The following is a 24521-nucleotide window of genomic DNA, read 5'->3' as shown; positions in this document are numbered from 1 at the left end:
GCCACCACCCGACCATGAGAACACCGGCTCAACCGCCCCCGCCCCGGCCAGAACGACACCTGTCACGGCCGACGCATCCCGGCCGCCCCCTGCTTCACGCCCCATCGTTGCACCTACGCGTCGCCACGATCAGGCCCCCTGCCGCCTTGCTGCACCGTCCGCCGCTGCGTACCGTCCGCGAGCAGTGCGAGGACCTCCGACTCGCGGAAACGACGGTGCCCTCCGAGCGTCAGGACGAAGCTGAGCTTCCCCGCCTGCGCCCAACGCGTGACGGTCTTGACGTCCACTCGGAACATCGTCGCCACCTCGGCCGGGGTTAATAGAGGCTCGATATCTGGTGTGTAATTCGGCATTTCCTAGGCTCTCCCGTCTATTGCATATGAAGGGGCCCCGCCGCTCAGTGCGGGGCCCCATGCTGCACATCGAACGCTTTCTGAGGCCGATGGACCACCTACCTTCCGTTGACGGGAGCTGGAGGGGTTTCGGGGGTCACCACCGGCCTCTGGACTCCCATGACCGGGTGAGGGGCGCCACCTCTCTCTGCCGGTGACGCCGCTCGACCGGAGCGCGGGAGTGGCTCGGCTTGGCGGCGTGCCGTCCACGGCGGAAGAGCCTCGGGTACAGCAGGAAGCCGATCACGATCCCGCCGAGCACGCTGCCGACGGTGAGGACCGCCAGTTGGACGAAGATCTGCTGGACCATCTCACCCGCAGTGATCACTGGGTGCTCCTGTTCCGGGCGAGGTACTCGTCCCATTTCTCGTCCTGCTCCGCCATCTGACGGCGGAGCCGTTCCATCGTCTGGGCGGCGACGATGGACCTCAGCCCGAAGTGGATCTGCCCCCGCGTCAGCGGACGCCGGGTGAGGACCGTCCACATCCCGCTCCTGTCCGACAGGAAGGGCTCGGCCCACCGCCCCTCGGGCTCAGGCCGGGCAGGGAGCGGGTCCCTCTCGTCCACGCACGGGATCGCTCCTTCGCGATCTCCTCGGCGGGGCGTGTCGATGCTCATTGCCATCTCCGGTCGTAGTGACTTGATGACAGAGTGTCGTGGGCGCCGTATCCTGACTAGGTTGCCGAAAACATTGGAAAGGTCGGTGTGCTTGGTGCCGCAGACAAATCCCCCCGACCCGGACAGCAGTTTGTACGCCTGGTTGGCGCACGACCTGCGCTTCTACAGGAAGAAGTACGGGCTGACGCTCGAAAAGCTCGGAAAGATCATCGGTAGGTCAGAATCTGGCCTTTCCAACTGCGAGGCTGGCCGCCGCACCATCACCGAAGACGAGGCCAAGGTCTTGGACAAGATCTGGGACACCGGAGGCCACTTCCGCCGACTGCTCCTGTTCGCTCGGCTCGCTCATGACCCGGACTGGTTCCGAGAGCATGTGTCTTACGAGGCCAAGGCCAAAATCCTCAGGATCTTCGAGACCATGTACGTGCCTGGACTGCTCCAGACCCCGGAGTACGCACGGGCGGCGCTCGAGGTGGACGGTCCCGAAGCCCACCAGGCGGCTCTCGACGCTCGGCTGTCTCGACAGGAAATCCTTCAAAGGTCGAACCCGCCGTTGCTTTGGGTCATCCTCGACCAGGCGGTGCTTTGTCGGCCCGTCGGGGGATCGGAGACCATGCGAGCACAGCTCGCCCATCTGATCAGGATGAGTGAACTCCCGAACATCGCGGTCCGGGTAGTGCCGTGGGCCGCCGGAGGCTACATCGGTCAGGATGGGCCCTTCAAGATCCTCACCTCGGACAGGGAGGTGGCCTACGCCGACGCCCCCACGGGTGGGAGGCTGATCATGGACTCTACTGAGGTCCGGGAATTCGGAGTACGGTACGACAAGATCGGACTGAAGGCGTTGCCAGAGGACCTCTCCCGACGCCTGATCAGAGAAGCGATGGAGGCGATATGACCCCCGCGGAACCCGTCTGGCGAAAGTCCAGCCGAAGTGGATCGGGGGCACAGTCTGACTGTGTCGAGCTGGCCGCTCTGGATGACTCCATCGGCATCCGTGACAGCAAGAACCCCCAACTCGGTCACCTCACGATCTGCCGTGACTCCCTCCGGGATCTCGTTGGTCGGGTCAAGGTCGGCGACTGGGACCTGTAGCCCACAGCAGGCTGCTAAGGCACTGGAGGCCATCACATGAACGAGTCGGCTCCCGTCTGGCGCAAGGCCAATCGAAGCAGCTCGACTGGCGGAGACTGCGTTGAGCTAGCCGCCCTGGACGGAAAGATCGGGGTCCGGGACTCCAAGAACGTGGATTCGGGACACCTGTCGGTGGACCGGGAAGCTCTCCAGGATCTCGTCGGTCGGATCAAGCTCGGCGACCTGGACCTGTAGCGACACAGGAAATGATTCCAATGATCAAGCAGCCCACGTGGCGCAAGAGCAGCTACAGCGGTGGAGAAGGTGGTCAGTGCGTCGAGCTGGCCTTCCTGGACGACTCCGTCGGCATCCGTGACAGCAAAAGCCACCGGCTCGGTCCCCTCACGGTCGGCCGGGAGGCCCTCCGGGGTCTCGTCGGTCGGATCAAGGCCGGGGACCTGGACCTGTAGCCCCCGAAGCAAGCAACCCCCCGGCTGAGGCCGGGGGGTTTCTCATTTCTCCGGTGGTGCGGGTGGTGGGTTAGAAGGGGACGGGGGTTGTGATCACTCCGGCGTGGGCGAGGATCGTGGGGGCGTCGTCTAGGGGTGGGTGGATGACGTCCATGATCCAGCGCTTGACCCATTGGCCTTCCGGGCCGGTGAGGGCGATGAGGCGGTCCCAGCCGCGGGTGTAGACGGCGCCGGCGGCGCCGAGGTCGACGTCCGTGACGTACGGGGCCGGGGCGAAGTCGACCGGCGGGACGCCGAGCAGGTCGGCCGCCGCGTTGTGCCCGGCCGTCTTGCCCATCGGGGTCGCGTGCTGGCAGCTCTGCACCGTCCATCGGCCCTCGTCCGCGCGGGCGGCGGCGACGTCACCGGCCGCGAACACGTCGCCGTCCACCCGGAGGTGCGCGTCGACGATGAGGCGTCCGAGGCGGTCGCGGTCGCCGGGGATCTGCGCGGTGAGCGGGTTCGCCCGGAGGCCGCCCGTCCAGATGACGGCGTCGGCTGGGATGGAGGAGCCGTCGGCGAGGACGGCGCCGTTCTCCTCCACCTCGGTCACCGTTGTGCCGAGCCGCCGTTCTACGCCTAGGCGGTCGAGGGCCACCTCGATCGCCGGGCGGGGGCCGGGGCCCAGGTCGGGACCGACCTCTCCGGCCTGCTCTACGAGGATCACGCGGCCCCGCCCGGCGAGTTCCGTGGCGACTTCGAGGCCCGCGAAACCGGCACCGACCACGACGGCCGTGTATCCGTCCCGGCCGCGAAGGTGGCCCCGGAGGCGGCGGGCGCCATCGAGGGTGTCCACGTCGAAGAGGCGGTCGGCGCCCGGGATGGCCGGGCGGACGAGACGGCTTCCCGCGGCCAGCACCAGGCGGTCGTAGCCGATCGTCTCGCCGTCCGCGATGACCCGGTGGGCGTCCACGTCGATGTCCTGGACGGCCGCGCGAAAATGCTCGACGCCGATCGGCCCCAGGAAGCGTTTCAGCGCGACGGCCGCCCGCTCCGGGTCCGGCTCGTACAGGCGGGGCCGCAGGACGAGGTCCGCGCCGGGCGCGATCAGCGTGACGCGCAGGTCGCCGGACCCGCGCACCCGGGCCGCCGCGGCGGCGCTCCACACTCCGGCGAAACCGCCGCCGACGATCACCACGTGCGACATTCCGTTCTCCCTCTCAGCTCGATGTGCGCCAGGGAGACAAGTCGGACGGCTCAGATGTGACCGAGTTTCTCCGGATTCGCCACGCGGCGGACGGCGGTGATCCGGCCGTCGTCGGCGATCTCGACCGTGTCGACCCAGATGACGCGGCCGTCCCGGTAGGTGGCCAGCGCCGCCTCGCCGCCGATCTCGATGAAGTCGATCCGCTCGGCCCGGTAGTGCGCCGGGACGCGGGCGAGCAGGCGGGCGATGCGTGCCGCGCCGACCACGGGACGCCGGGACGCGACGACCTTGCCGCCGCCGTCCGCGACGTACACGGCGTCGGGGTGGAGCAGCTTCACGAGCTGGTCGAAGTCGCCTTGCTCCGTTGCCGCGCGGAATGCCGTCAGTACCCGCTCGCGTTCGGTGCGGGTCGCCTTCGGGTGCTGGTCGCGGGCGTCCGCCACGCGTTTGCGGGCCCGGGACGCGAGCTTGCGGGACGCCGCCGCTGAGTTCCCGAGCACCCCGGCGACCTGGTCGAACGGCACGTCGAACACGTCGTGCAGGACGAACGCCACCCGCTCCGGCGGCGTCAGCTCCTCCATGACGAGGAGCATCGCGGTGCCTACCGACTCGTCCGCGATCACCTGGTCGGCGGCGTCCGAGCCGGTCGGGAGCGGTTCGGGCAGCCACGGCCCGGTGTAGGCCTCGCGGCGGACGCGCGCCGACTTGAGCACGTTGTACGACAGCCGCGCCGCGATCGTGACCAGCCACGCGCGCGGGTCCGCGACGTCCGACCGGTCGGCGGCCTCGGCGCGCAGCCACACGTCCTGGACGACGTCCTCGGCCTCCGCCACGCTGCCGAGCAGCCGGTACGCCGCGCCGAACACCGCGGGACGGTGCGCCGCCCAGTCCAGGTCGTCCACGCCTGCGGAGCCTACCCGCCGGTGATGATCCTGCCCCGGACGTAGACCCAGGCCCCGTCGTGCCGGACGAAGCGGCTCACCTCGTGCAGCTCGCCAGGCTGCGATCCGGCTCCCGATCCGGCGAGGTAGTGGGCGCGGAACTCCACGACGCCCTTGTCGTCGTCCGGGCCGCCGTCCTCCTCGCGGACGATCTCCAGGCGCGTCCAGCGCGGGCCGTCCTCGAACCCGACCCGTTCGGGACGCGTCGCCGGGTGCCAGGTGCTCAGCAGGTACGCCTCGTCCTCCCTGGCGAACGCGCTGAACCGTGAGCGCATCAGTTCCGCGGCCGTCGCGGCGGCCGCCTCGCCGCGGTGCAGCCGCCCGCAGCATTCCCGGTAGCGGTCACCGACTCCGCAAGGACACCTGGCCATCCCCGCATTCTGCCCACTGCTCACTCGTCGCGGGGCGGCGGGTCGATGCCGGTGATCGCGAGCCTGCCGTCCGCGCGGATGACGACCTCCGCGTCCGGGACGGCGTCGAGGTCGGCGGCGGTGTAGCGGTCCGTGAACAGGTGCACGGTCTTGTTGGACGAGCCGCGCAGCCCCCGTCCGAGACGCAGGTCCCGCACGTACCGTCCGGCGAGCAGGACGTCCACGCGGTCGCGCAGCGCCGCCGCGCCCGGCATCCGGACGATCTCCTCCCAGCCGAAGCCGGTGAACACGAGCACCGACAGCGACGTCTCCTCCCGGATGCGCGTCAGCAGCCGCAGCAGCGGCCGGAACTGCTGCAGCGGCTCGCCGCCGCTGACCGTCACGCCCTCGATCCGCCCGCCGAGCCCGGCGATGTGCGCGAACAGCTCGTCCACGGTGACCTCGTGTCCGCCGGGAGGGTGCGTCTCCGGGGTCCAGCAGCCGGGGCAGCCCAGCGTGCAGCCCTGCAGCCACACCACCGCGCGGGTTCCGGGCCCGCTGGTCTGGCTGTACGGGTCGAACGCGTGCACCCGCAACGGAAGCGACGGGCGCGGCAGCCGTACCGGACGCGCCTCGCGCAGCGGATCCCGCCCGGGACGTGGGCTTTCGCCGGGCACGCCGTCTTTTCCGCGTTCGTCGGTCACGTCGCGATTACACTGCCGTCACGCCGGGACCGGTCCCGGGGCACTCTCCGCGACTATCGTGCAACTGATCGGATACTGGAGGGGGACGGCGTTGCAACCGCTTCAGGGTGCCGACCCCGACCGGGTGGGCCCGTACCGGCTGCTCGGCCGGCTCGGCGCGGGCGGGATGGGCGTGGTGTACCTCGGCCGCTCGCCGAGCGGACGGCCCGTCGCGATCAAGGTGATCCAGCGGAGGTTCGCGGGCGAGCCCCGGTTCGCCGCCCGGTTCCGCCGGGAGGCCGCCGCCGCCCGCCGGGTGACCGGCGTCTTCACCGCGCCGGTGCTGGACGCCGACCCCGACGCCCCGGCGCCGTGGCTGGTCACCGCCTACCTGCCGGGGCTGTCGCTGCGCGAGGCCGTCACGCGGTTCGGGCCGCTGCCGCCGCCTGCCGTCCGGTCGCTGGCCGCCGGGCTGGCCGAGGCGCTCGGCGAGATCCACCGCGTCGGCGTGGTGCACCGCGACCTGAAACCCGGCAACGTGATGCTCACCGCGGGCGGGCCCCGGGTGATCGACTTCGGCATCTCCCGGCCGGAGGACGCGGTGACCATCACCCGCGCGAACACGCCCGTCGGGACGCCCGGGTTCATGGCGCCCGAGCAGCTCCGCGCCGAGAGGGCCGAGCCGTCCGCCGACATCTTCGTCCTCGGCGCGACGCTCGCGTACGCCGCGACGGGGCGGGAGCCGTTCGGGGACGGGCCGCTGGAGTCCCGCGACCTGCGCGTCCTGAACGGGCGGGCCGACCTCGGCGGGATCGACGAGCCGTGGCTGCTCGACCTGATCGGGGCGTGCCTGCGGCTCGATCCGGAGCGGCGTCCGTCCGCCGCCGGGGTCTTAGAACGGCTCGGTCCGCCGGACGACGGCGCGCCGTCCCTGCTCGGGACCCGCTGGCTGCCCGCGGCGGTCGCGGAGGAGATCGACCGCCGGACCGCCGAGGCCGCGCCGCTGGAGAACCCCGCGCCGCCGCAGCGATCCGCGCCGCGTCCGCAGGTCCAGGACCTCGCGCTCAGCAGCGTGGCGACCTCGGACACGGGCCCCGGCGACGGCCCGAGGACGGTCCCCCCGCCCCTCGGTCCCGGCCGCCGGACGCTCCTCATCGGCGCGGGCGCCGGTCTCCTGACCATGACCGGCCTCGGAACGCTCGTCTGGCGGCTGACCGGCGACGACGAACGCGACCGGAGCCGCGACCCGGTCGCCGCGGGGCGTTCCGGCACCCCGCGGACGCCCGAGGGGCCACCGCCCGACGGGGTCGCGCGGTGGAAGCGTCACGTCAGCAAGAAGGACAGGTACCTGGAGCTCACCGCCGGCGGCGGGGTGGTGCTCGCGAACGGCGACGACGGCAACGAGATCCTGCACGCCCTCGACCCGCGCACCGGCAAGATCAAATGGACGCGCGACGGCGGCATGCGCGCCACCCCCCACGGCGGCGTCACGTACCTGAGCCAGGCCGAGGGCCAGCAGATCTGCGCCGTCCGCACCACGACCGGCAAGACGCTGTGGACGTACGACATCTCCTTCGAGGAGAGCGGCCCGACCGATGAGCTCGCGATCACCGACCCGGTCCTCGTGTTCGGCATCGACGAGATCACCGCGCTGAGCAGATCCAGCGGGCGGCGGCGCTGGAGCTCGAAGCTGCCCGGCCGGTACGGGGTCTCCGGGGTGGGCGACCTCCTGATCGTCCTCGCGCGGGACGGCCTGGTCGGCATGGACGCCGCGTCCGGCAAGACCAGGTGGAAGCACCCGATGGACTACCCCGACTTCCAGGTCGTCGGCGACGGCATGGTCTACGCCGTCGACCGGTTCGGGACCATGCACGGTGTGCGGATCGACACCGGCGCGCTCGCCTGGCAGCGGCGGAACATCAGCGGCTGGGGCAGCCAGGCCGGCGGCGGCCGCTGCTACCTCGAAGCGGGCGACGGCGAGATCCTCGCCCTGGACGGCGCCACCGGCAAGCAGGTCTGGTCGCGTGCGCTGCTGTCCCAGCGGACGGACGACCCGCGCGGCCAGGCCACCGCGCTCGGCCTCGCAGGACCCACGCTCTACGTCTCCTGCACCGACGGCGTCCTCTACGCGCTGAGCGCCGCCGACGGCCGCATCCAGTGGACGTACGGCGGAGACGAACCCAACCGCACCCGGCCCGTGACCGCGGACGGGCTCGTCTTCATCGCCACGGCGAACGGCGACGTCCGGGCCGTCGCGCCGCCGACCGCCACACCGCGCACCAACGGAGGACCACGTGCGACCCCTTGAGCCGGACGACCCCCGCTCGGTCGAGACCGGAGGACGCCGCTACCGCGTCCTGGCCCGCGTCGGATCCGGCGGGATGGGCGTCGTCTACCTCGGCCGTTCCGCCGCCGGACGGGCCGTGGCGATCAAGATGGTGCATCCCGAGTTCGCCGCCGACGAGGAGTTCCGCGACCGGTTCCAGCGCGAGGCCGCCGTCGCGCGGAGGGTCGGCGGCGGGTTCACCGCCGCCGTCATCGACGCCGACCCGGAGGCGGAGCTGCCGTGGCTGGTGACCGAGTACCTGCCGTCGGTGTCGGTGCGCGACGCCGTCCGGTCGTCCGGGCCGCTCGCGGCGGACGCGGTGTGGGAGCTCGCGGCCGGGATCGCGGAGGCGCTCGTGTCGATCCACGAGGCGGGCGTCGTGCACCGCGACCTGAGCCCCGCGAACGTCCTGCTGACCGCGGACGGCCCGCGCGTCATCGACTTCGGCATCGCCCGCGCGATCGAGGCGTCGTCGGTCTCCCGGCCCGGGACGCGCGCCGGGGCCGCCGGGTTCATGTCGCCGGAGCAGGGGGCGGGGGAGACGATCGGCGCGGCCAGCGACGTCTTCTCGCTCGGGTCGACGCTGGCGTTCGCCGCCACCGGCCGGGAGCCGTTCGGCGACGGCGTGTGGCACATGAAGCTGCGCCGCGTCCAGTCCGAGGCGCCCCGGCTGGACGGGATCGACGACACCGGGCTGCGCTCGCTGATCGAGACGTGCATGCAGCGCGACCCGGAGCGCCGCCCGACCGCCGCGGAGCTGGCCGAACGCGTCGCGGGACGCTCCACCGGCCGGGGGGAGCGCGCGGCGGCGTCGCTGCCCGCGCCCGTCATCGCCGAGATCGCCCGGCGCCGGACGGCGGCCGAGAACCCGCCCGTCCCGCGCCCCACGCTCGAACCGCCCGCGCCCGCTCCCGCCTTGCCCGGCACCATGCCTCCGCTCCCGCCGGGGCCGCCGACCAACCCGGACCGGTCGCGGCGGCCCAGCACCCTGCTGGTCGGGGCCGCGGCCGTCGTCGCGCTGCTCGTCGCCATCGGGATCCCGGCCGGGCTCTGGACCGTCACGCGGGACGGCGGAACCGGCGCGAACGCCGCGCCGTCGTCGGGTACGCCGTCCGCCGCCTCCGCCTCGGCGGCCGCCTCGTCCTCGCCCACCCCGACCGGGACGCGCGGCGAGATCACCTTCAATGTCGAGGGCAGCGGCACGGTCTCCTCGCTGAGCTACATGGTCAACGAGAAGACCACGAAGGTGGAGGACGTGAAGCTGCCCTGGCGGAAGACGGTCCCGATGCCGCTCTGGCCGCCGCGGATCACGTGGAAGCTGGCGTACCGCGCCCCGTCCGGCGGAAGCAGCTTCACCGTCGAGGTGGACGGCAACAACGTCATGGGCGGCCAGGGGAGCGCGGGCACCAACCTGGGCGCCGAAGGCGTCTACTGACCCCTGCCCCCGCCGCTGCCATATCGACGGCGGTACCCCTCCCGCGGCGCCGGGTTACGCTGAGCGCGGGTGCGCACGCAGAGAGGACGGGACGCATGTCGACGATGATGCGGAAGCCGCAGGGCAAGGTCGACATCCTTCCGGAGGAGATCGGGAGCCTGGCCACCGGCCTGCCCCCGGCCGAGCCCGGGACGCTGTTCGTCAAGGGCTCGAACGGCGGGATGCGGGTGTCGCCCGACGCCCGGTTCAACGTCGTGTTCGGACGGTGCGCGCCGGACGTCCACGTCTGCGTCGGCGGCGACGACACGCGCGTCAGCCGCCAGCACGGCATCATCACCCGCGAGCACTCCCGCTGGGTGCTGTACAACCTCGGCAAGCTCGCCATCCGGTTCCCCGGATCGCGGCTGGTGCTCGGCGGGCACCGGGCGGAGCTGCCGGTCATGTACACGCCGCTGTTCATCGTCTCGCCCGGCCAGGAGCATCTCCTCGAAGTGCGGATCGCGGCGGGACGGGCCTCGTCCGGCCCGGTCGACGTGCACGAGCTCGCGACCTACGACCCGGAGAACCCCGACGCCGAGCGCGCGCCGGTGTCCCCGTGGCAGCTCAGCGACCAGGAGCGGCTCGTCCTGGTCTGCCTCGCCCAGCGGTACCTGCGGCAGGAGCCCTGGCCGCAGCCGCTCACGTGGGCGCAGGTCGCCGACGAGATCGGGCGGCTCCGCCCGGCCGAGAACTGGAACTGGCGGAAGGCCGCCCGCGTCGTCACCGAGGTGCGCAACCGGCTCAGCCCGCACGTGGGCGGGCTCCGCGAGGAGGAGATCCCGCCGCCGATCGGCAACGCGCTCAACCACAACCTGATCGTCGCGTTGCTGGTCCACACCAGGCTCCGCACCGAGGACCTCGCCCTCATCGACGGCTAGCGGTCCTCTTGGATCAAGCGGCCGGGAGTTGCGTGGCGGCCGCACCGGCCAGGCTCGTCGCCATCGAGCACAGCCGGTCCGTAGGCGGATCGCCCTGCACGACGAGGTACAGCATCTCGATCGCATCGTCGCCGTTCTGGTCGGCGTACGTGCGGTGGACGACCCGGACGAGGCACGTCCCGTCGCCCTCCGCGTCCGGTTCGACGAAGGCGCGGCGGCCGCCGAGCCGGGTGGGGCTGCCGTCCTCGGCGCCGAGCGGCTGGCCGCGGTCGAACCGCAGCTTGACCTGGATGTCCCGGGTGGTGCTGTGCCACTCGCAGGCCCAGGCGCCGTAGTCGATCTCCGGATCGCCCGCGTCGATCCCCGGGACGACGTCGAGCGCGTCGTTGCCGAGCATCGTGCAGGCGTCCTTGTGCGCCAGCGACTGCGGCGGGAACGGCGGCGTCCGGCGCGGGACCGGCCCCCGGTTAAGGACCGCGACCGCGGACGCGACGGCGGTGTCGGCGATCGCGCAGAGCGGCGCGGGCGCGGCCCCTGCCCGCGGCTCCTCCGTCTGCCGGGCGTCGATGGAGATGGTGGTGCCGCCGTCCGGGGGCGGCAGGACGAGCATCCGGCCGCACTCGCCCTCCTCGGGCGCTTCCGGGATCACCCGGACGCGTCCGATCGTCCGCGCCGGGCCGCCGCCCGTCTCGGGTACCGAGCCGGTCGCCATGCCGATCCTGACGTCGATGACGTCGTTCTCGCCCACGGACACGAGCACGTCGCACCGGTCGAAGTTGCCGTAGTCGTTGTCGAGGTCCGCCTCGCCGAACCTGCCGAGCGCTGCCGCGTCGGCGAGCGCGCAGGGGTCGGCGGTGCGCGGGTCGCCGATCAGCGACGCGGGCTTCGGCCGCGCGGGCGCCTCGTCGCCGCCGGAGGGGATCACGACCGCGACCGCGACGGCCGCCGCCGCGACCGCGAACGCCGCCGCCGCGACGGGCCGCGGATGCCGCCGGACGAACGCCGCCGGACGGCCCCACCCCGTGCCCCGTCCCTGCTCGGTGCTGGGCCCGTCGTTGTCGGTCGGAGTGGAGTGGCCGGGCAGCTCCGGCTGCTCGGTTCCGGCGACCTCGTCCAGCATGCGGCGTGCCTCGTCCGCGCCGGGCCGCTCGTCCGGCGCCAACCGCGTCAGGGCTTCGAGGACGCCGCCCAGCGGCCCCAGCGCGTCGTACCCCGGCTCGGCGCCGGGGGGCTCGCCGACGGTCAGCGCGTAGACCGTGGCGCCTAACGAGTACACGTCCGACGCCGGTTCCGGATGCCCGCGCACGACCTCGGGCGCGGCGAACGCGGGCGTGTGGCTGACGGGACCGTTCGGCGTGATCGTGTCCGTGCCGCCCAGCCGGTAGGCGGCGCCGAAGTCGGCGAGCTTGGCCATCCGGGCCGCGGTGACGACGATGTTGCCGGGCTTGACGTCGCAGTGCACGATGCCCTGCGTGTGCAGCGCCGCCAGCGCCTCGGCGATCTGCGCGCCGACTCCGGCCGCGGCCTGCGGGGACATCGGCGGCCAGTCGTCCAGGCTGCCGCCCGGCACATGCTCCAGGACGAGCCAGGACGTCACCCGTCCGCCGGTCTCCTCCTCGACGATGTCGTGCAGCGTGACCACGTGCGGATGATCGAACCGCGCCTGCGCGCGGGCCTCCGACCACAGCCGGTCGAAGGCGCCGGAGCCGTCGTCGCGGGACGCGGCCCGCTTGAGGACGACGGTGCGCGGCAGGCGGGTGTCCTCGGCGAGCCAGACCTCGCCCGTCCCGCCGCGGATGGGCCCCTTGACCAGCCGGTACCGTTCGGCGATCAGCGCTCCGAGACGCACCGTGGCTCCTCTCAGCCGGCACCGCTCTCAGCCGGCACCGCTCTCAGCCGGCACCGCACGTGACCGACACCGCCCGACGCGGTCCGGACCCGACCCTGCACGCGGCCCATAAGCGACATACCCGGCAATGCGCGGCGCCGCGCGACCAACCTACCGAGTGACCACCCGGACACACACCGTTTCCCGGACAAGCGAATCCGGTCCCGGGGTTGTCGCGGCCCTCCAGAAGGCTTAGCTTCGACGTCACCGCGGTGACCACCCGGTATCGCTACGTCACGGTGTTCATCGCGGCACGACCCGCCGGAGTCGCATATGAACCCCCCACTCATCCGCACCCCGGCAGCGCCCGTTCTGATCGGCCGTTCGGGAGAGCTGCACTCCTTGCTGGAGGCGATGACCCACCCGCCCGCCGTGGCCCTCGTGGAGGGCGAGGCCGGGATCGGCAAGACCCGACTGATCCACGAGGCGCTCCGGCATCCGTCGGCGCGCGGACGCAGGGTCCTGTCCGGCAACTGCCATCCGCTCCGCGAGCCGTTCCCGTACGGGCCCGTCTTCGAGCTGCTGCGCGGTGCGGCGGACGACCGGGTCGCCGGGCTCAGCCCCGTCTGCGGCGCCCTGCGCCCCTACCTGCCCGAGCTCGCCGACCGGCTGCCGCCCGCCCCGGAGCCGCTGCAGGACGTCCGCGCCCGCGAGCACCGGCTGTTCCGCGCCGTCCGCGCCCTGCTGGACGCGCTCGGCGACACCGTGATGATCGTGGAGGACCTGCACTGGGCGGACGACGGCACCCGCGACCTGCTGCGCTTCCTCGTGGACGACCCGCCCGCCGGGCTGTCGACGGTGCTCAGCTACCGCCGGGAGGACCTGCCGGGCGCGCGGCTTCCGCTGGGCCGCGCGTACCGGCACCCTCCGGGCACAACGGCGGTGCTCCTCCCGCTGAAGCCGCTCGACGTGCACGGCGTGCGCGGCATGTTCACCGCGATCACCGGCGTCTCGGAGATCACGACGTGCCTGGCCGACGAGCTGCACCGGCGGACGGCGGGCATCCCGTTCGTGGTGGAGGAGGTCGTCCTGGCCCTTCCCGGCGGCGTGGCCGGCGATCCGGCGGGGGTCGACAGCGGCGTCCTCGACGATCTGGAGGTCCCCACGCTCCTGCGGGAGGCCATCGCCGACCGGATGAGCCTGCTCTCGCCCCCGGCGGCGGACGCCGTCCGGGCCGCCTCGGTGCTCCGCGTGCCGGCGGGGGAGGCGCTGATCGGCGCCGTCATGAGCGGCGACCCGGCGGCGGAGGACGGGGCGTCCGCCGTCCGCGAGGCGCTGGTCGCCGGGGTGCTGCACGAGTGGGGCCAGGACAGGTACGGGTTCCGGCACACGCTCGCCCAGCAGGCCGTCTACTCCGCGCTGCCCGGTCCGGACCGGCGCCTGCTGCACCGGCGGGCGATGCTCGCACTGGCCGACGAGGAACCGCAGCCGCTCGTCCAGCTCGCCTACCACGCGCGGGAGGCCGGGATGGTGGACGAGTGGCAGCGCCTCGCCGAGGCCGCCGCCGGCACCGCCCGCGAGATGGGCGACCTGGCCGTTGCCGTCGAACTCCTTGAGGAACTGCTGTCCGACGCGCGGCTCGGACGCGCGGAACGCGCCAGGATCGCGGTCGAGCTCAGCCGGGACGCGGTCCTCGGGCTCACCCACCGCCGGGCCGTCGAGCTGCTGAGCACCGTCGTGCGGGACGAGCACGTCCCCGACGACGTGCGCGGGGAGATCAGGCTGAACGTGGGGCTGCTGCTCCGCAACCAGATGGGCGACTACGAGGCGGGCCGGATCTGCATCGAGGCCGCCGTCGAGGAGCTGCGGGAACGTCCGGCGCTGGCGGCGCGCGGCATGGCGGCGCTGGCGATGACGATCTGGGACGACCAGCCGTACGACGTCTGCCGGCGCTGGATCGAACGGGCCGAGGAGCTGGTGGCCGGGGAGAGCGACCCCGCCGTGCGGACGGCGGTGCGCGGGAACCATCTGGCGCTGCTGATGTCCGCCGGCGACTCCGCCGTCTGGGAACGGGCGGAGGCCCTCATCGGCGGCGCCGGGGCGGACACCGACCTTCAGCAGATCGCCCGCGCCTGCGGGAACTTCGCCGACGCCGCCACCTGGCTCGGGCACTACGAGCAGGCGCAGCGGTTCCGCGCCGAGGGCGGGCGGCTCGCCGCCGACTGCGGCGCCGCGTTCTACGAGGTCATCGTGGAGGGCACGGCGCTGCGCCTCGACTGGTACACGGGCCGCTGGGACGGGCTCGCCGACCGGGCGCGGCGGACGCTGGAGACCGTCCACGGCGTCTCCGGGATCGCGTCCGACGCGCATCTCGTCCTCGGGCTGCTGGCGTCCGCGGTCGGCGACTGGGACACGGCGGCCGAGGAGCTGGACGCCGCCGGGCTCGCCGATCCCGGCAACGCGCCCGTGACCATCCTCGCCACCGCGTCGGGCGCCATGACACGGCTGCGGATCGCCCGCGGCGAACTGGACGAAGGCCGCGCCGAGGCGGAGCGCGGCATCGCCAGGCTGCGGCGGAAGGGCATCTGGGTGTGGGCCGGGGACCTGGTGCCGATGGCCGTCGCCGCGCTCACCCGCGGCGGCGCCCCGAAGGAGGCCGAGCGGCTGACCGAGGAGTTCGCCGAGGGCATCGCGGGCCGGGACGCCCCGACGGCCGCGGCCGCGCTCCCGGCGTGCCGGGGCGTCCTCGCCATGGCACGCGGATGCACGGCAGAGGCGATCGAGGCGTTCACCGCCGCGCACGCGGCCTACGCCGCGCTGCCGCAGCCGTACGAGGCGGCCCGTGCGGGGGAGGCGTCGGCCCGGTGCCGGATGACCGCGGGCGACGACGAGGGGGCGCAGGATCTCGCGCTGCTCGCGGAGGAGTTCACCGCGCTCGGCGCGCTCAGGGACGCCGCCCGCTGCCGCCGGGTGCTGCGCGGGCACGGCGTCGCCGTGCCGTCCCGCCGGGGCCGCCGCGGCTACGGCGACGAGCTCTCACCCCGCGAGAGCGAGGTGGCGCGGCTGGTGGCGCTCGGCCACACCAACCGGCAGATCGCCGACGCGCTGTTCCTGTCAACGCGCACCGTCGAGCAGCACGTCGCGAAGGTGCTGCGCAAGCTCAACGTGAGTTCGCGAGCCGAAGTCAGCCGGATGTGACGCGGCGCTGGACATGATTGCGTACCTCTACCTACCGCACCACGGATTGTAAGCCTCTGCCCGGGCGGCGAAGGTGAATCTCGCCCCCGGCCTGAGCCCTCCTCCCCGCGGCTCAGGCACCCCCCACGGAGGAGCAGAGGGATGCATGTGAAGAAGAGACTCAGCACGCTCGGCATGGGCGCCGCACTGGCGGCGGCGCTCACGCTGGCCGGCGGGACCGCCGTAGCCGGACAGACCGGCACTGACGGCCAGGCGGCCCCGCCGGCGCCCCCCGCCACGACCGAGATCCGCAACGCCGCCGCCCCCGGTGTGATCCCCGGCAGCTACATCGTGGCGCTGAAGGGCGCGCCGTCCGTCCACAAGGGCGGCGCGGCGGCCGTCCGTGCCGAGGCGCAGGGCCTGGTCGCCGCGCACGGCGGCAAGGTCGCCGAGGTGTACTCGACGGTGTTCCGCGGCTTCGCCGTGAAGGCCACCAAGGCGCAGGCCCGGAAGCTGGCCGCCGCTCCCGAGGTGCGCTACGTCGAGGCGGACGTCCTCGCGCACGCCGCCGGCGAGCAGCAGAACCCGCCGTCCTGGGGCCTCGACCGGATCGACGGCTCGATGAACAGGGTCTACGCCTACCCGAACGAGGGATCGGGCACGACCGTCTACGTCGCGGACACCGGCATCGACGTCTCGCACACGAACTTCGAGGGACGTGCCAAGAGCGGCTACGACTTCATCGACGACGACAACGACGCCGACGACTGCCAAGGCCACGGCACCCACGTCGCCGGAACCGTCGGCAGCAAGGACTACGGCGTCGCGAAGAAGGCGACCCTCGTCGCCGTGCGGGTGCTGGACTGCCAGGGCAGCGGCCCGTACTCCGGGGTCATCTCCGGCATCGAATGGGCGGCGCAGAACGCCTCCGGCCCGGCCGTCGGCAACATGAGCCTCAGCGGCCCCGCCTCCGCAAGCGTGGACGAGGCCGTGCGCGGCGCGGCGCAGGACGGCGTCGTGTTCGCGGTCGCCGCGGGCAACGCGTCCACCGACGCCTGCGGCTCCAGCCCGGCGCGGGCGGCCTCGGCGATCACGGTCGGGTCGACGGCCCAGGGGGACGCCCGGTCGAGCTTCTCCAACTACGGCCGCTGCCTCGACCTGTTCGCGCCTGGCAGCAGCATCGTCTCCACCCGGATGGGCGGCGGGACGGCCACGATGAACGGCACGTCCATGGCGTCGCCGCACGCCGCCGGCGCTGCCGCGCTGTACCTGTCCGCCCACCCGGGCGCCACCGCGCAGCAGATCCACGACGCGCTGGCGAGCGCCGCCGAATCCGGCAAGGTCGGCAACCCGGGCAGCGGGTCCCCGAACCGCCTGCTCAACGTGACCGGGCTCGGCTGATAGGCGCCCGGCTGATCGAGGCCCGGTCGACCGGGGCCCGGCCCGTCGGGGCCCGGTCGACCAGGGCCCGGCCTATCCGGCGACGGTAGGAGAAGGCGGCGGCCGGGAGCGTTCCGAATCCCGGCGCCAGTGGGTAGACGTCCCGTGGCCGCATCTTCCGCAGGGCAGCGCTCTCCCGGCCCTCGGCTCCCTGAGATGCGTCCACGGGATCCGCCCGTCTTCCTGTCCGCACCTTCCACCGTCCACGGCTCACAGGAGTTGATCGTGATACACGGGATCAGACGACGCATCGCCCTCGCCCTCCCCGCCACCGCCGCGCTGTCGGCCGCCCTCCTCACCGGCGGCGCGCAGGCCAGCGCCCCCGCCGGGCTCGCCGGGCTCGCGGCCGCACCGGACATCCCCGTCGCGAGCGTCCAGCAGGACCTCAAGGAGTTGCAGGCCGTCGCCGACGCCAACGGCGGCAACCGCGCCCACGGCCGGCCCGGTTACCAGGCGTCCATCACTTTCGTGAAGCAGAAGCTGGACGCCGCCGGGTACGAGACGCGCGTCCAGGAGTTCACGCACGGCGGCGCGACCGGCTACAACCTGATCGCCGACTGGCCGGGCGGCGACGCGGACCAGGTCCTCATGGCCGGGTCGCATCTGGACTCCGTCCGCGCCGGGCCGGGCATCAACGACAACGGCTCCGGGTCGGCGGGCGTCCTGGAGGTGGCCCTCGCGGTCGCGGCGAACGACCTGAAGCCCACTAAGCACCTCCGGTTCGCCTGGTGGGGCGCCGAGGAGCTGGGTCTCATCGGGTCGACGCACTACGTCGAGAGCCTCCCGGACGGCGAGATCGCGAAGATCAGCGGCTATCTGAACTTCGACATGATCGGCTCGCCCAATCCCGGCTACTTCGTCTACGACGACGACCCCGCGCTGATGGCGCCGCTCACCGAGTTCTTCAAGGGCAAGGGCGTCGAGACGGAGGGCATCGTCATCAACGGGCGCAGCGACCACGCCGCGTTCCAGCGCGCCGGCGTCGCCACCGGCGGCCTGTTCACCGGCGCCGAGGGCACCAAGACGCAGGAGCAGGCGCGCAAGTGGGGCGGCACGGCGGGCCAGCCGTACGACCGGTGCTACCACCGCGCCTGCGACACCACCGCGAACATCGACGCGACCGCGCTCGACCGCAACACCGACGCCATCGCCCACGCGATCTGGGAACTCAGCGGCGCCTGACGGGACCTCCCGCGCGGCGGCCGTTCTCCGAGGGCCGGGCCCAGAACCCCTCCCGACTGGGCCCGGCCCGGTCGGAGCCGACCGCACTTCTCAGCCGCCTGGCACATTCTGGTCGGCGTCCCGCGCGTCCTTCTTCCGCGTCTTGTCACTACCTGACAGCGTCAATAAATTCTGGGCTCCGCGGCCTTGTCCGATGCGCGCGGCCGCCGTAACAATACGGGATGCCCACTCAGCTCATCGCCGATTGTTCCATCATGCGATGACCTCAATATAGCAAATCACGGGGAATGGTGAGGCGGGCCGGGCCGCATACCCGGGGGTTTCTCGCCGGCACGCCGTCGTGCTTCACGGAAAGCAGCCGTGCTTCACGGAAGACAACGGAGATTCCCTATGCGAAAACGTCCCCTCGCCGTGGCGGTGGCCGCCCTGCTGGCCGGCACCTCGCTCGCGCTCCCCTCGGCGCTCGCCGACACGAACGGCCCTCGCGGGTCGTACGGCTCCTACGGCTCCTACGGCAAAACGCCCGCTCAGAGCGAGCCCGTCCCGCACCGCTACAAGGTGACCGGCCCCGACACCCGCGAGGAGCGGACGGCCATCGCCGGCACCGGCGTCTCCATCGACGAGGTCAAGCAGGACCACGTCGTGATCAGCGGGCAGCCCGCCCAGGCCGCGCAGATCAGGAAACTCGGCCACCGGGTCGACGAGCTCGCGCTGAAACTGGGTTATCCGCCGGAGGACGCGCTCTATCACGATTACCCGGAGATCGTCGCCGAGCTCGACAAGATCGTCCGGGAGCATCCCGCCATCGCCCAGCGCGCCACCGTCGGCAAGACCTATCAGGGCCGCGAAATCCCCGCCATCAAGATCAGCGACAATGTCGCGACGGACGAGGACGAGCCCGAAGTCCTGTTCACCGCCAACCAGCACGCCCGCGAGCACCTCACCCCCGAGATGGCGCTCTACGCCGCCAATCTCTTCACCGACGGGCACGGCACCGACAACCAGATCACCGAGCTCGTCAACGGCCGGGAGATCTGGATCGTCGCGTCGGTGAACCCGGACGGCCTGGAGTACGACATCGCGACGGGCCAGTACCGCATGTGGCGCCACAACCGCCAGCCGGTCACGGGCGCGATCGGCATCGACCTCAACCGCAACTGGGCCTACAAGTGGGGCTGCTGCGGTGGTTCGTCCGGCACGCCGGGCGCCGAGACCTATCGCGGGCCCTCGCCGGAGGCCGGGGTCGAGACCAAGGCGGTCGCCAACTTCGTCCGGAGCCGGGTCGTGGGCGGCAAACAGCAGATCAAGGCGCACATCGACTTCCACACCTACAGCGAGTTGGTGCTGTGGCCGATGGGCCACACCTACGACGACACCGGGCCCGACATGAGCGCGGACGCGAACCGGACGTTCGCCACGATCGGCCGCGAGATGGCCGCGACGAACCGCTACACGCCGCAGCAGTCCAGCGACCTGTACATCACCGACGGGTCGGTCAACGACTGGATGTGGGCGGAGCACGACATCTTCTCGTACACGTTCGAGATGTATCCGCGGAACGCCGACTTCTACCCGCCGGACGAGGTCATCGTCCGGGAGACCACGCGGAACAAGGCGGCCGTGCTGGCCCTGACCGGGTACGCGGACTGCCCGTACCGGGCGATCGGCAAGCAGGACCAGTACTGCTGACGTCCTCCGGACGAGCAGCGCTGACGACGGAGAGGGAGGGGCCGCGGCGGCGGCCGGTCGACGACCGGCGCCCTCTAGCCGCGGCCCCGTGCCGTGTTCGCCTCGCTGTTTCCGCATCGCTCCTGCTCGGGCGGCCGTCAGCGTGAGCAATACGTAGCTCTACCTACGGTTCCCCGGATTGTTACGTCATCCGCCGCGCCTCATCGTGGTGGCGCCACCGCCGGACCGGCCGTGGTACCGCCCCAGCACAGGAGGTAGCGAGGATGAACGCCCCCCGCACGAATCGTCCCCACCGCACGAAACGTCGAGGGCTCATGGCCTGGTACTCGGGGTGGGCGGTCGCCGCCCTGGTGGGCGGCGTCGCGTTCGCCGGGCCGCCCGCACACGCCGCCGGGGGAGCCGTCCTGAACGCCGGGGCGTCCGGCGCGATCGAGGGGCACTACATCGTTGCGCTGCACGGCGCCACGTCCCTCGCCGCCGGTGCCGAGGCGGCGGTGTCCGCGCAGGCCGAGGAGCTGACCGGACGCTACGGCGGTTCCGTCGAGACCGTCTACAGCGCGGCGCTGCGCGGGTTCGCCGCCGAGATGAGCGCCGCCCAGGCCCGGCGGCTCGCCGCCGACCCGCGGGTGCGCTACGTCCAGCAGTCCCTGATGGTGCGAGCGGCCGGCCCCGGGACCCAGCCGAACCCGCCGTCGTGGGGTCTGGACCGCATCGACGGCAAGAGCGACGGCTCCTACGCCTACCCGGCCACGGGTGCCGGCGTCACCGTGTACGTGGTGGACTCGGGCATCCGCATCAGCCACAGGACGTTTGAGGGCCGCGCCTCCCACGGCCACGACTTCGTGGACGAGGACGCCGAAGCGCAGGACTGCAACGGGCACGGCACGCACGTCTCCGGCACCATCGGCGGCAAGGAGTACGGGGTCGCCAAGGGCGTCAAGCTCGTCGGCGTCCGGGTGCTCGGCTGCGACGGCAGCGCGCCCGACCGGGACACCGTCGAGGGCCTGGACTGGGTGCTGAAGAACGCCAAGGGGCCGTCCGTGGGCAACATGAGCCTCGCCTCCGGCGGCGACGACGCCGAGCCGCAGGCGATCCGCGACGCGACGAAGGCCGCCGTCGCCGCTGGCATCCAGTTCGGCGTCGCCGCGGGCAACGAGAGCGCCGACGCCTGCGGCAGCACGCCGGCGGACGTCCCAGAGGCCGTGACGGTCGCGTCGAGCACCAGCGGCGACGGCCGGTCGAGCTTCTCCAACTACGGCCGCTGCGTGGACGTCTTCGCGCCCGGCAGCAACATCGTCTCCGCGAGCCACTCGTCCGACACCGGCAGGGCCACGATGAGCGGGACGTCGATGGCGGCCCCGCACGTGACGGGCGCGCTGGCGATCTTCCTTGAGGGCCACCCGGGCGCCGGTTCGGCCGAGGCCCACGACGCGATCGTCACCGCCGCCGACACCGGAGTGATCAGCAACCCGGGCAGCGGCTCGCCGAACCGCTTGCTCAACGTGACGAAACTGGCCGCCCCGCCCCCGGCCTTCCCCGCGCGGTAGCGCCTCCGGGCAGACGTGCAGGCGTCGACGACCCGTCCGGCAATTCCAGGCGGGTCGCCGACGCCGCCGAATTCAGCGTGAAAGCCAATTGGCCGTCCGACGTCAGTGGCCCCGTATGAATCCGGCGACAATAGATAGGTAGGGCCGCGTACCCTTTCCCGGATTGTTCCGGCCCGCTTTCCATTCGATGGTGTGGTGTGCATCAATCGCGAAGCGGAAGAGAGGATCGGATGCCCCGCACTAAACGAACGTCCGGGCGCCTTGGCGCAATTTCCGGTGCCGCCGTCCTGATCGTGACAGCGGCTCTCGCGGCGCCGGCGGTTGCCGGTGGACCGGGCGGGCCCGCCGGTGGAAACCCTTACCCCAACGCGGTCCACGCGCCCGCGCTCCCGCCGTCCGCCGCCGTCCCGGCTCCCGCTCCGGGGACGGCGCAGAACAGCGGACGGGTGCCGATAGTCGGCGGCCACAACGCCACCGAAGCTCCCCCGTTCATCGCCGCGCTGTACAAGGGCGGCCGGTTCGCCTGCACGGCGTCGCTCGTGGCGGCGCACTGGATCCTGACGGCCGACCACTGCATCGGCGGTTCCCTCTCCGTCCGCGTGGGCTCCCTGCAGCGCGAGAGCGGCGGCCAGACGGCGAACGTCACCCAGCAGGTGAGCGAGCCGTCCGGGTCCGACATCGCGCTGCTGCGGATCGACAAGGACATCCAGGCCCAGTACCCGACGCTCGGCGGCCCGGGCGACGCGGCGACGGGCACCAGGGAAAGGGTCTACGGATACGGCTATACACGGTCCGACTGGTCCCAGCTTTCCAATGTTCTCAAGTACTCCGAAGGGACCATTTACGATTCCCGCTGCAATGTGCTCGGCGCCACCCTGTGCATCGAGAACGACGGCGACACCGCGGGCGGCGACTCGGGCGGCCCGATGCTGACCGATTCAGGCCGTCTCATCGGGACCTGCACCGCGGGGAACAAGCCCACCGACGGGTCCGGCTTCGGCGCGTACAGCGACATCACCAGGTACCGGAGCTGGATCGACCGGACCATCGGCCAGTGACCCGCTAGCCGTTCGGTCTCCCCACGGCGCGGCGGCCCGCTCCCATCCACAGGGCGGGCCGCCGTGCCGCTTCCAGCGGCGAATCATTTAACAGCGAACCGATTTCAACAGCGCGCCGCACTGGTCATCGCACCGCTCCAGTCGCAATGCGCGCAGAGGAAAACACGAAGAGAGACAAGGTCATGCGTCCTGCCGGCACAACATCTCACGCGGCCGCCAAGGCCGAACTGGAACGCGATTTTCCCGGCTGGCGAGTCCTCGTCTCCGACCGCCGCCGATGGTGGGCGCTGCGCGGCCCGCTGCCGTTCGACCAGGTCAACGAGGTCGACGTGGTGGACGCGGACACCCCCGAAGCCCTCCGCACGCGGCTTTCGCAACTCGCGCCGACCGCCCTCGAAGCGGCCCCGTGACCTGCGGAAGGTGTCCGCACACGGCCGCCGCCACCGCGTTTATCGATGTTGATCTCCTTAATGGAACGGTCCTTGTCAAAAACTTGGCCGTTGACATTCGATAATCGATGATCAAGCTTGATGCCGTTCCGCCCGCACCCAATTGAAGGCGGGTCAAGAAAAGTTAAAAACCGATGATTGACAGTGCCTGGGGTGAAAGTTACGCTCCATTCCAGATCCTGGATCTACGTCCATTGACGAGTGCCGATTAATCCGGATTGGCGGCACTCGCCTCTTCGGTCGCCGAAGAAAAAAATGCGTCCACTCCCAGCGAAGAGGAATCACATGCGTAAAGGGATCGCCATTACCGCCGCGGCCGCCGCGGCGCTTGGGCTGACCGCGGCGTCCATCTCCCCGGCCGCCGCCGCGTCCTCGAGACTGCTCGACCGCGGGCCCGACGGCGTCACCATCGACATCGCGACCGTCAACGGCTCCGGCTGCCCCGCCGGCACCACCGCCGTCGCGATCTCGGACGACAAGGAGGCCTTCACGGTCACCTACAGCGACTACATGGCGCAGGCGGGAGGTAGCTCCAAGCCCACCGATGGCCGCAAGAACTGCGTGATCAGCATGAAGGTGCACGTTCCGCAGGGCTTCACCTACGCCATCGCGCAGACGGACTACCGCGGATACGCCTACCTGGAGAAGGGCGCGTCGGCCGTACAGAAGGCCAGCTACTGGTTCCAGGGCAACTCGCCGACCGGGGTGATCCAGCACAACATCCCGGGCGCTTACGACAACAACTGGCAGTACACCGACAGGATTCCGGTGGACGCGCTGGTGTGGAAGAAGTGCGGCGAGCAGCGGAACTTCAACATCAACACCGAGATCCGCGCGACGGCCGGCACCGACAAGACGAAGACCAGCTTCATCGCCATGGACTCGACGGACGGCAGCATCAAGACCAAGTACCACTTCTCGTGGAAGACGTGCCCGTAGTCCCTGCATCACCCCGCGCAAACCCCCAAAGGAGAAATCCATGCGCAAAGGAGTGACTGCTTCGGCAGCCTGCCTCGCCGCCCTGACCTTGACCGCGGGCGTTGCCCCGGCGGCCTCGGCGAACGCCCTCTCGGCCCCCGACAAGATCACCATCGACGTGAAGACCGTCAACGGCTCCGGCTGCCCCGCCGGCACCACCGCGGTCGCCCCGTCGAGTGACGCCACGTCGTTCACGGTCACCTACAGCGACTACATGGCGCAGGCCGGCGGGGACTCCAACCCGACGGACATGCGTAAGAACTGCCAGATCAGCATGCAGATCCACATCCCGCAAGGATTCACGTACGCGATCGCAAGCGCGGACTACCGTGGATTCGCGCATCTGGCCAAGGGCGCCTCCGGTATGGAACGCGCGAACTACTACTTCCAGGGCATGTCGCAGACGACGCCCAAGACCCACACCGTCAACGGCCCGTACTCCAACAACTGGCAGTTCACGGACCGCACGGACGTGGCAGAGCTGGTGTGGAAGCCGTGTGGTGAGGAGCGCAACCTCAACGTCAACACCGAGCTGCGCGTGAACAAGGGCAGTTCGAAGGAGACGAGCTTCATGTCCTTCGACTCCACCGACGGCAGCGTGAAGACGGTCTACCACATCTCCTGGAAGAAGTGCTAGGCACCTGACTGACCGGGCCGCGCCCTTCAGCCAGAAGGCCGCGGCCCGGCCTGCACGAGCTGTATCTTCTACACCTCTGACGCTGGCGACGACTAGTCGAGCGTAGATCCCGGTGGTAGCCGTAACATTTAAAAACAAAAAAAC

Annotated in this window: 24 protein-coding genes; 16 read left to right on the top strand and 8 right to left on the bottom strand. The window is 71.6% G+C overall.

Annotated elements, in window-relative coordinates; all coding sequences use genetic code 11:
• Positions 1 to 113: 113 nt before the first annotated feature.
• The 3 genes from E1287_RS31305 to E1287_RS31295 all read right to left on the bottom strand — a co-directional run bounded on the left by E1287_RS31305 (position 114) and on the right by E1287_RS31295 (position 959).
• On the bottom strand, positions 114 to 353 hold the full coding sequence (locus tag E1287_RS31305; protein WP_131968876.1) for a BldC family transcriptional regulator: 240 nt from the start codon (positions 351 to 353) through the stop codon (positions 114 to 116).
• Positions 354 to 489: 136 nt separating this feature from the next.
• A complete protein-coding gene (locus tag E1287_RS31300; RefSeq protein WP_131968875.1) occupies positions 490 to 720 on the bottom strand; it encodes a hypothetical protein in 231 nt (76 codons plus the stop codon).
• Entirely contained in the window at positions 717 to 959 is a 243-nt protein-coding gene (locus E1287_RS31295) for a hypothetical protein (protein WP_131968874.1), read from the bottom strand. Before E1287_RS31295 ends, E1287_RS31300 begins: the two co-directional genes overlap by 4 nt.
• 145 nt (positions 960 to 1104) lie before the next feature.
• On the opposite strand from E1287_RS31295, the gene E1287_RS31290 reads away from it, so the two are divergent.
• From E1287_RS31290 to E1287_RS31275, 4 genes are read left to right on the top strand one after another with little or no spacing between them, the layout of a single operon-like run.
• On the top strand, positions 1105 to 1908 hold the full coding sequence (locus E1287_RS31290; protein WP_243719559.1) for a helix-turn-helix transcriptional regulator: 804 nt from the start codon (positions 1105 to 1107) through the stop codon (positions 1906 to 1908).
• The gene (locus E1287_RS31285) at positions 1905 to 2105 is read left to right on the top strand and encodes a DUF397 domain-containing protein (protein WP_131968872.1); all 201 of its coding nucleotides are present in this window, start codon (positions 1905 to 1907) and stop codon (positions 2103 to 2105) included. Before E1287_RS31290 ends, E1287_RS31285 begins: the two co-directional genes overlap by 4 nt.
• 36 nt (positions 2106 to 2141) lie before the next feature.
• Positions 2142 to 2339 carry a DUF397 domain-containing protein gene (locus tag E1287_RS31280; RefSeq protein WP_131968871.1) on the top strand — a complete coding sequence of 66 codons (198 nt, stop codon included), beginning with the start codon at positions 2142 to 2144 and terminating at the stop codon, positions 2337 to 2339.
• A 20-nt stretch (positions 2340 to 2359) separates the two neighbouring features.
• Entirely contained in the window at positions 2360 to 2554 is a 195-nt protein-coding gene (locus E1287_RS31275) for a DUF397 domain-containing protein (RefSeq protein ID WP_131968870.1), read from the top strand.
• A gap of 70 nt (positions 2555 to 2624) precedes the next feature.
• Here the strand turns inward: E1287_RS31275 and E1287_RS31270 are convergent, their stop codons facing one another.
• From E1287_RS31270 to E1287_RS31255, 4 genes are read right to left on the bottom strand one after another with little or no spacing between them, the layout of a single operon-like run.
• Entirely contained in the window at positions 2625 to 3740 is a 1116-nt protein-coding gene (locus E1287_RS31270) for an FAD-dependent oxidoreductase (RefSeq protein WP_131968869.1), read from the bottom strand.
• A 50-nt stretch (positions 3741 to 3790) separates the two neighbouring features.
• Positions 3791 to 4642: an RNA polymerase sigma factor SigJ gene (sigJ, locus tag E1287_RS31265; protein WP_131968868.1), complete on the bottom strand. Its 852-nt coding sequence runs from the start codon at positions 4640 to 4642 to the stop codon at positions 3791 to 3793.
• A gap of 11 nt (positions 4643 to 4653) precedes the next feature.
• Complete coding sequence (locus tag E1287_RS31260; protein WP_131968867.1) at positions 4654 to 5052, bottom strand: YchJ family metal-binding protein; 399 nt, start codon at positions 5050 to 5052, stop codon at positions 4654 to 4656.
• A gap of 20 nt (positions 5053 to 5072) precedes the next feature.
• On the bottom strand, positions 5073 to 5735 hold the full coding sequence (locus E1287_RS31255; RefSeq protein ID WP_131968866.1) for a 4Fe-4S single cluster domain-containing protein: 663 nt from the start codon (positions 5733 to 5735) through the stop codon (positions 5073 to 5075).
• 91 nt (positions 5736 to 5826) lie between these two features.
• Between E1287_RS31255 and E1287_RS31250 the strand changes: the two genes are divergently transcribed.
• From E1287_RS31250 to E1287_RS31240, 3 genes are all read left to right on the top strand, one after another.
• Positions 5827 to 8022 carry a serine/threonine-protein kinase gene (locus E1287_RS31250; protein ID WP_131968865.1) on the top strand — a complete coding sequence of 732 codons (2196 nt, stop codon included), beginning with the start codon at positions 5827 to 5829 and terminating at the stop codon, positions 8020 to 8022.
• Complete coding sequence (locus E1287_RS31245; RefSeq protein WP_207934573.1) at positions 8009 to 9475, top strand: serine/threonine-protein kinase; 1467 nt, start codon at positions 8009 to 8011, stop codon at positions 9473 to 9475. The genes E1287_RS31250 and E1287_RS31245 overlap by 14 nt, the downstream gene beginning before the upstream one ends.
• Before the next feature lie 95 nt (positions 9476 to 9570).
• Positions 9571 to 10392, top strand: a complete 822-nt coding sequence (locus tag E1287_RS31240) for an FHA domain-containing protein (protein ID WP_207934572.1) — start codon at positions 9571 to 9573, stop codon at positions 10390 to 10392.
• Positions 10393 to 10405: 13 nt separating this feature from the next.
• Here the strand turns inward: E1287_RS31240 and E1287_RS31235 are convergent, their stop codons facing one another.
• A complete protein-coding gene (locus E1287_RS31235; RefSeq protein WP_131968864.1) occupies positions 10406 to 12241 on the bottom strand; it encodes a serine/threonine-protein kinase in 1836 nt (611 codons plus the stop codon).
• 312 nt (positions 12242 to 12553) lie between these two features.
• Between E1287_RS31235 and E1287_RS31230 the strand changes: the two genes are divergently transcribed.
• From E1287_RS31230 to E1287_RS31190, 9 genes are all read left to right on the top strand, one after another.
• Positions 12554 to 15418: a LuxR family transcriptional regulator gene (locus tag E1287_RS31230; RefSeq protein WP_131968863.1), complete on the top strand. Its 2865-nt coding sequence runs from the start codon at positions 12554 to 12556 to the stop codon at positions 15416 to 15418.
• A gap of 141 nt (positions 15419 to 15559) precedes the next feature.
• Entirely contained in the window at positions 15560 to 16798 is a 1239-nt protein-coding gene (locus E1287_RS31225; protein WP_131968862.1) for a S8 family peptidase, read from the top strand.
• Positions 16799 to 17062: 264 nt separating this feature from the next.
• Complete coding sequence (locus tag E1287_RS31220; RefSeq protein WP_243719558.1) at positions 17063 to 18019, top strand: M28 family metallopeptidase; 957 nt, start codon at positions 17063 to 17065, stop codon at positions 18017 to 18019.
• A 390-nt stretch (positions 18020 to 18409) separates the two neighbouring features.
• The gene (locus tag E1287_RS31215; RefSeq protein WP_131968860.1) at positions 18410 to 19708 is read left to right on the top strand and encodes a M14 family metallopeptidase; all 1299 of its coding nucleotides are present in this window, start codon (positions 18410 to 18412) and stop codon (positions 19706 to 19708) included.
• Positions 19709 to 19971: 263 nt separating this feature from the next.
• Positions 19972 to 21255, top strand: coding sequence for a S8 family peptidase (locus tag E1287_RS31210; protein WP_131968859.1), 1284 nt, complete (start codon positions 19972 to 19974; stop codon positions 21253 to 21255).
• A 293-nt stretch (positions 21256 to 21548) separates the two neighbouring features.
• Positions 21549 to 22313, top strand: a complete 765-nt coding sequence (locus E1287_RS31205; RefSeq protein ID WP_165969272.1) for a trypsin-like serine protease — start codon at positions 21549 to 21551, stop codon at positions 22311 to 22313.
• Positions 22314 to 22495: 182 nt separating this feature from the next.
• Complete coding sequence (locus E1287_RS31200; protein ID WP_131968857.1) at positions 22496 to 22723, top strand: hypothetical protein; 228 nt, start codon at positions 22496 to 22498, stop codon at positions 22721 to 22723.
• Positions 22724 to 23047: 324 nt separating this feature from the next.
• Complete coding sequence (locus E1287_RS31195; RefSeq protein WP_131968856.1) at positions 23048 to 23701, top strand: DUF4360 domain-containing protein; 654 nt, start codon at positions 23048 to 23050, stop codon at positions 23699 to 23701.
• Positions 23702 to 23741: 40 nt separating this feature from the next.
• Positions 23742 to 24377: a DUF4360 domain-containing protein gene (locus E1287_RS31190; RefSeq protein ID WP_131968855.1), complete on the top strand. Its 636-nt coding sequence runs from the start codon at positions 23742 to 23744 to the stop codon at positions 24375 to 24377.
• Positions 24378 to 24521 lie beyond the last annotated feature (144 nt).

This window comes from Actinomadura sp. KC06 (assembly GCF_004348735.1).
Classification (GTDB): Bacteria; Actinomycetota; Actinomycetes; order Streptosporangiales; family Streptosporangiaceae; genus Spirillospora.
This window is presented reverse-complemented; position numbering and strand designations above follow the sequence as displayed.

Excerpts from the sequence above, each read along its gene's own strand:
- E1287_RS31305 (WP_131968876.1), bottom strand. The coding sequence starts at position 353 with ATGCCGAATTACACACCAGATATCGAGCCTCTATTAACCCCGGCCGAG.
- E1287_RS31285 (WP_131968872.1), top strand. The coding sequence starts at position 1,905 with ATGACCCCCGCGGAACCCGTCTGGCGAAAGTCCAGCCGAAGTGGATCG.
- E1287_RS31280 (WP_131968871.1), top strand. The coding sequence starts at position 2,142 with ATGAACGAGTCGGCTCCCGTCTGGCGCAAGGCCAATCGAAGCAGCTCG.
- E1287_RS31275 (WP_131968870.1), top strand. The coding sequence starts at position 2,360 with ATGATCAAGCAGCCCACGTGGCGCAAGAGCAGCTACAGCGGTGGAGAA.
- E1287_RS31270 (WP_131968869.1), bottom strand. The coding sequence starts at position 3,740 with ATGTCGCACGTGGTGATCGTCGGCGGCGGTTTCGCCGGAGTGTGGAGC.
- E1287_RS31260 (WP_131968867.1), bottom strand. The coding sequence starts at position 5,052 with ATGGCCAGGTGTCCTTGCGGAGTCGGTGACCGCTACCGGGAATGCTGC.
- E1287_RS31240 (WP_207934572.1), top strand. The coding sequence starts at position 9,571 with ATGTCGACGATGATGCGGAAGCCGCAGGGCAAGGTCGACATCCTTCCG.
- E1287_RS31230 (WP_131968863.1), top strand. The coding sequence starts at position 12,554 with ATGAACCCCCCACTCATCCGCACCCCGGCAGCGCCCGTTCTGATCGGC.
- E1287_RS31225 (WP_131968862.1), top strand. The coding sequence starts at position 15,560 with ATGCATGTGAAGAAGAGACTCAGCACGCTCGGCATGGGCGCCGCACTG.
- E1287_RS31215 (WP_131968860.1), top strand. The coding sequence starts at position 18,410 with ATGCGAAAACGTCCCCTCGCCGTGGCGGTGGCCGCCCTGCTGGCCGGC.
- E1287_RS31210 (WP_131968859.1), top strand. The coding sequence starts at position 19,972 with ATGAACGCCCCCCGCACGAATCGTCCCCACCGCACGAAACGTCGAGGG.
- E1287_RS31200 (WP_131968857.1), top strand. The coding sequence starts at position 22,496 with ATGCGTCCTGCCGGCACAACATCTCACGCGGCCGCCAAGGCCGAACTG.
- E1287_RS31195 (WP_131968856.1), top strand. The coding sequence starts at position 23,048 with ATGCGTAAAGGGATCGCCATTACCGCCGCGGCCGCCGCGGCGCTTGGG.
- E1287_RS31190 (WP_131968855.1), top strand. The coding sequence starts at position 23,742 with ATGCGCAAAGGAGTGACTGCTTCGGCAGCCTGCCTCGCCGCCCTGACC.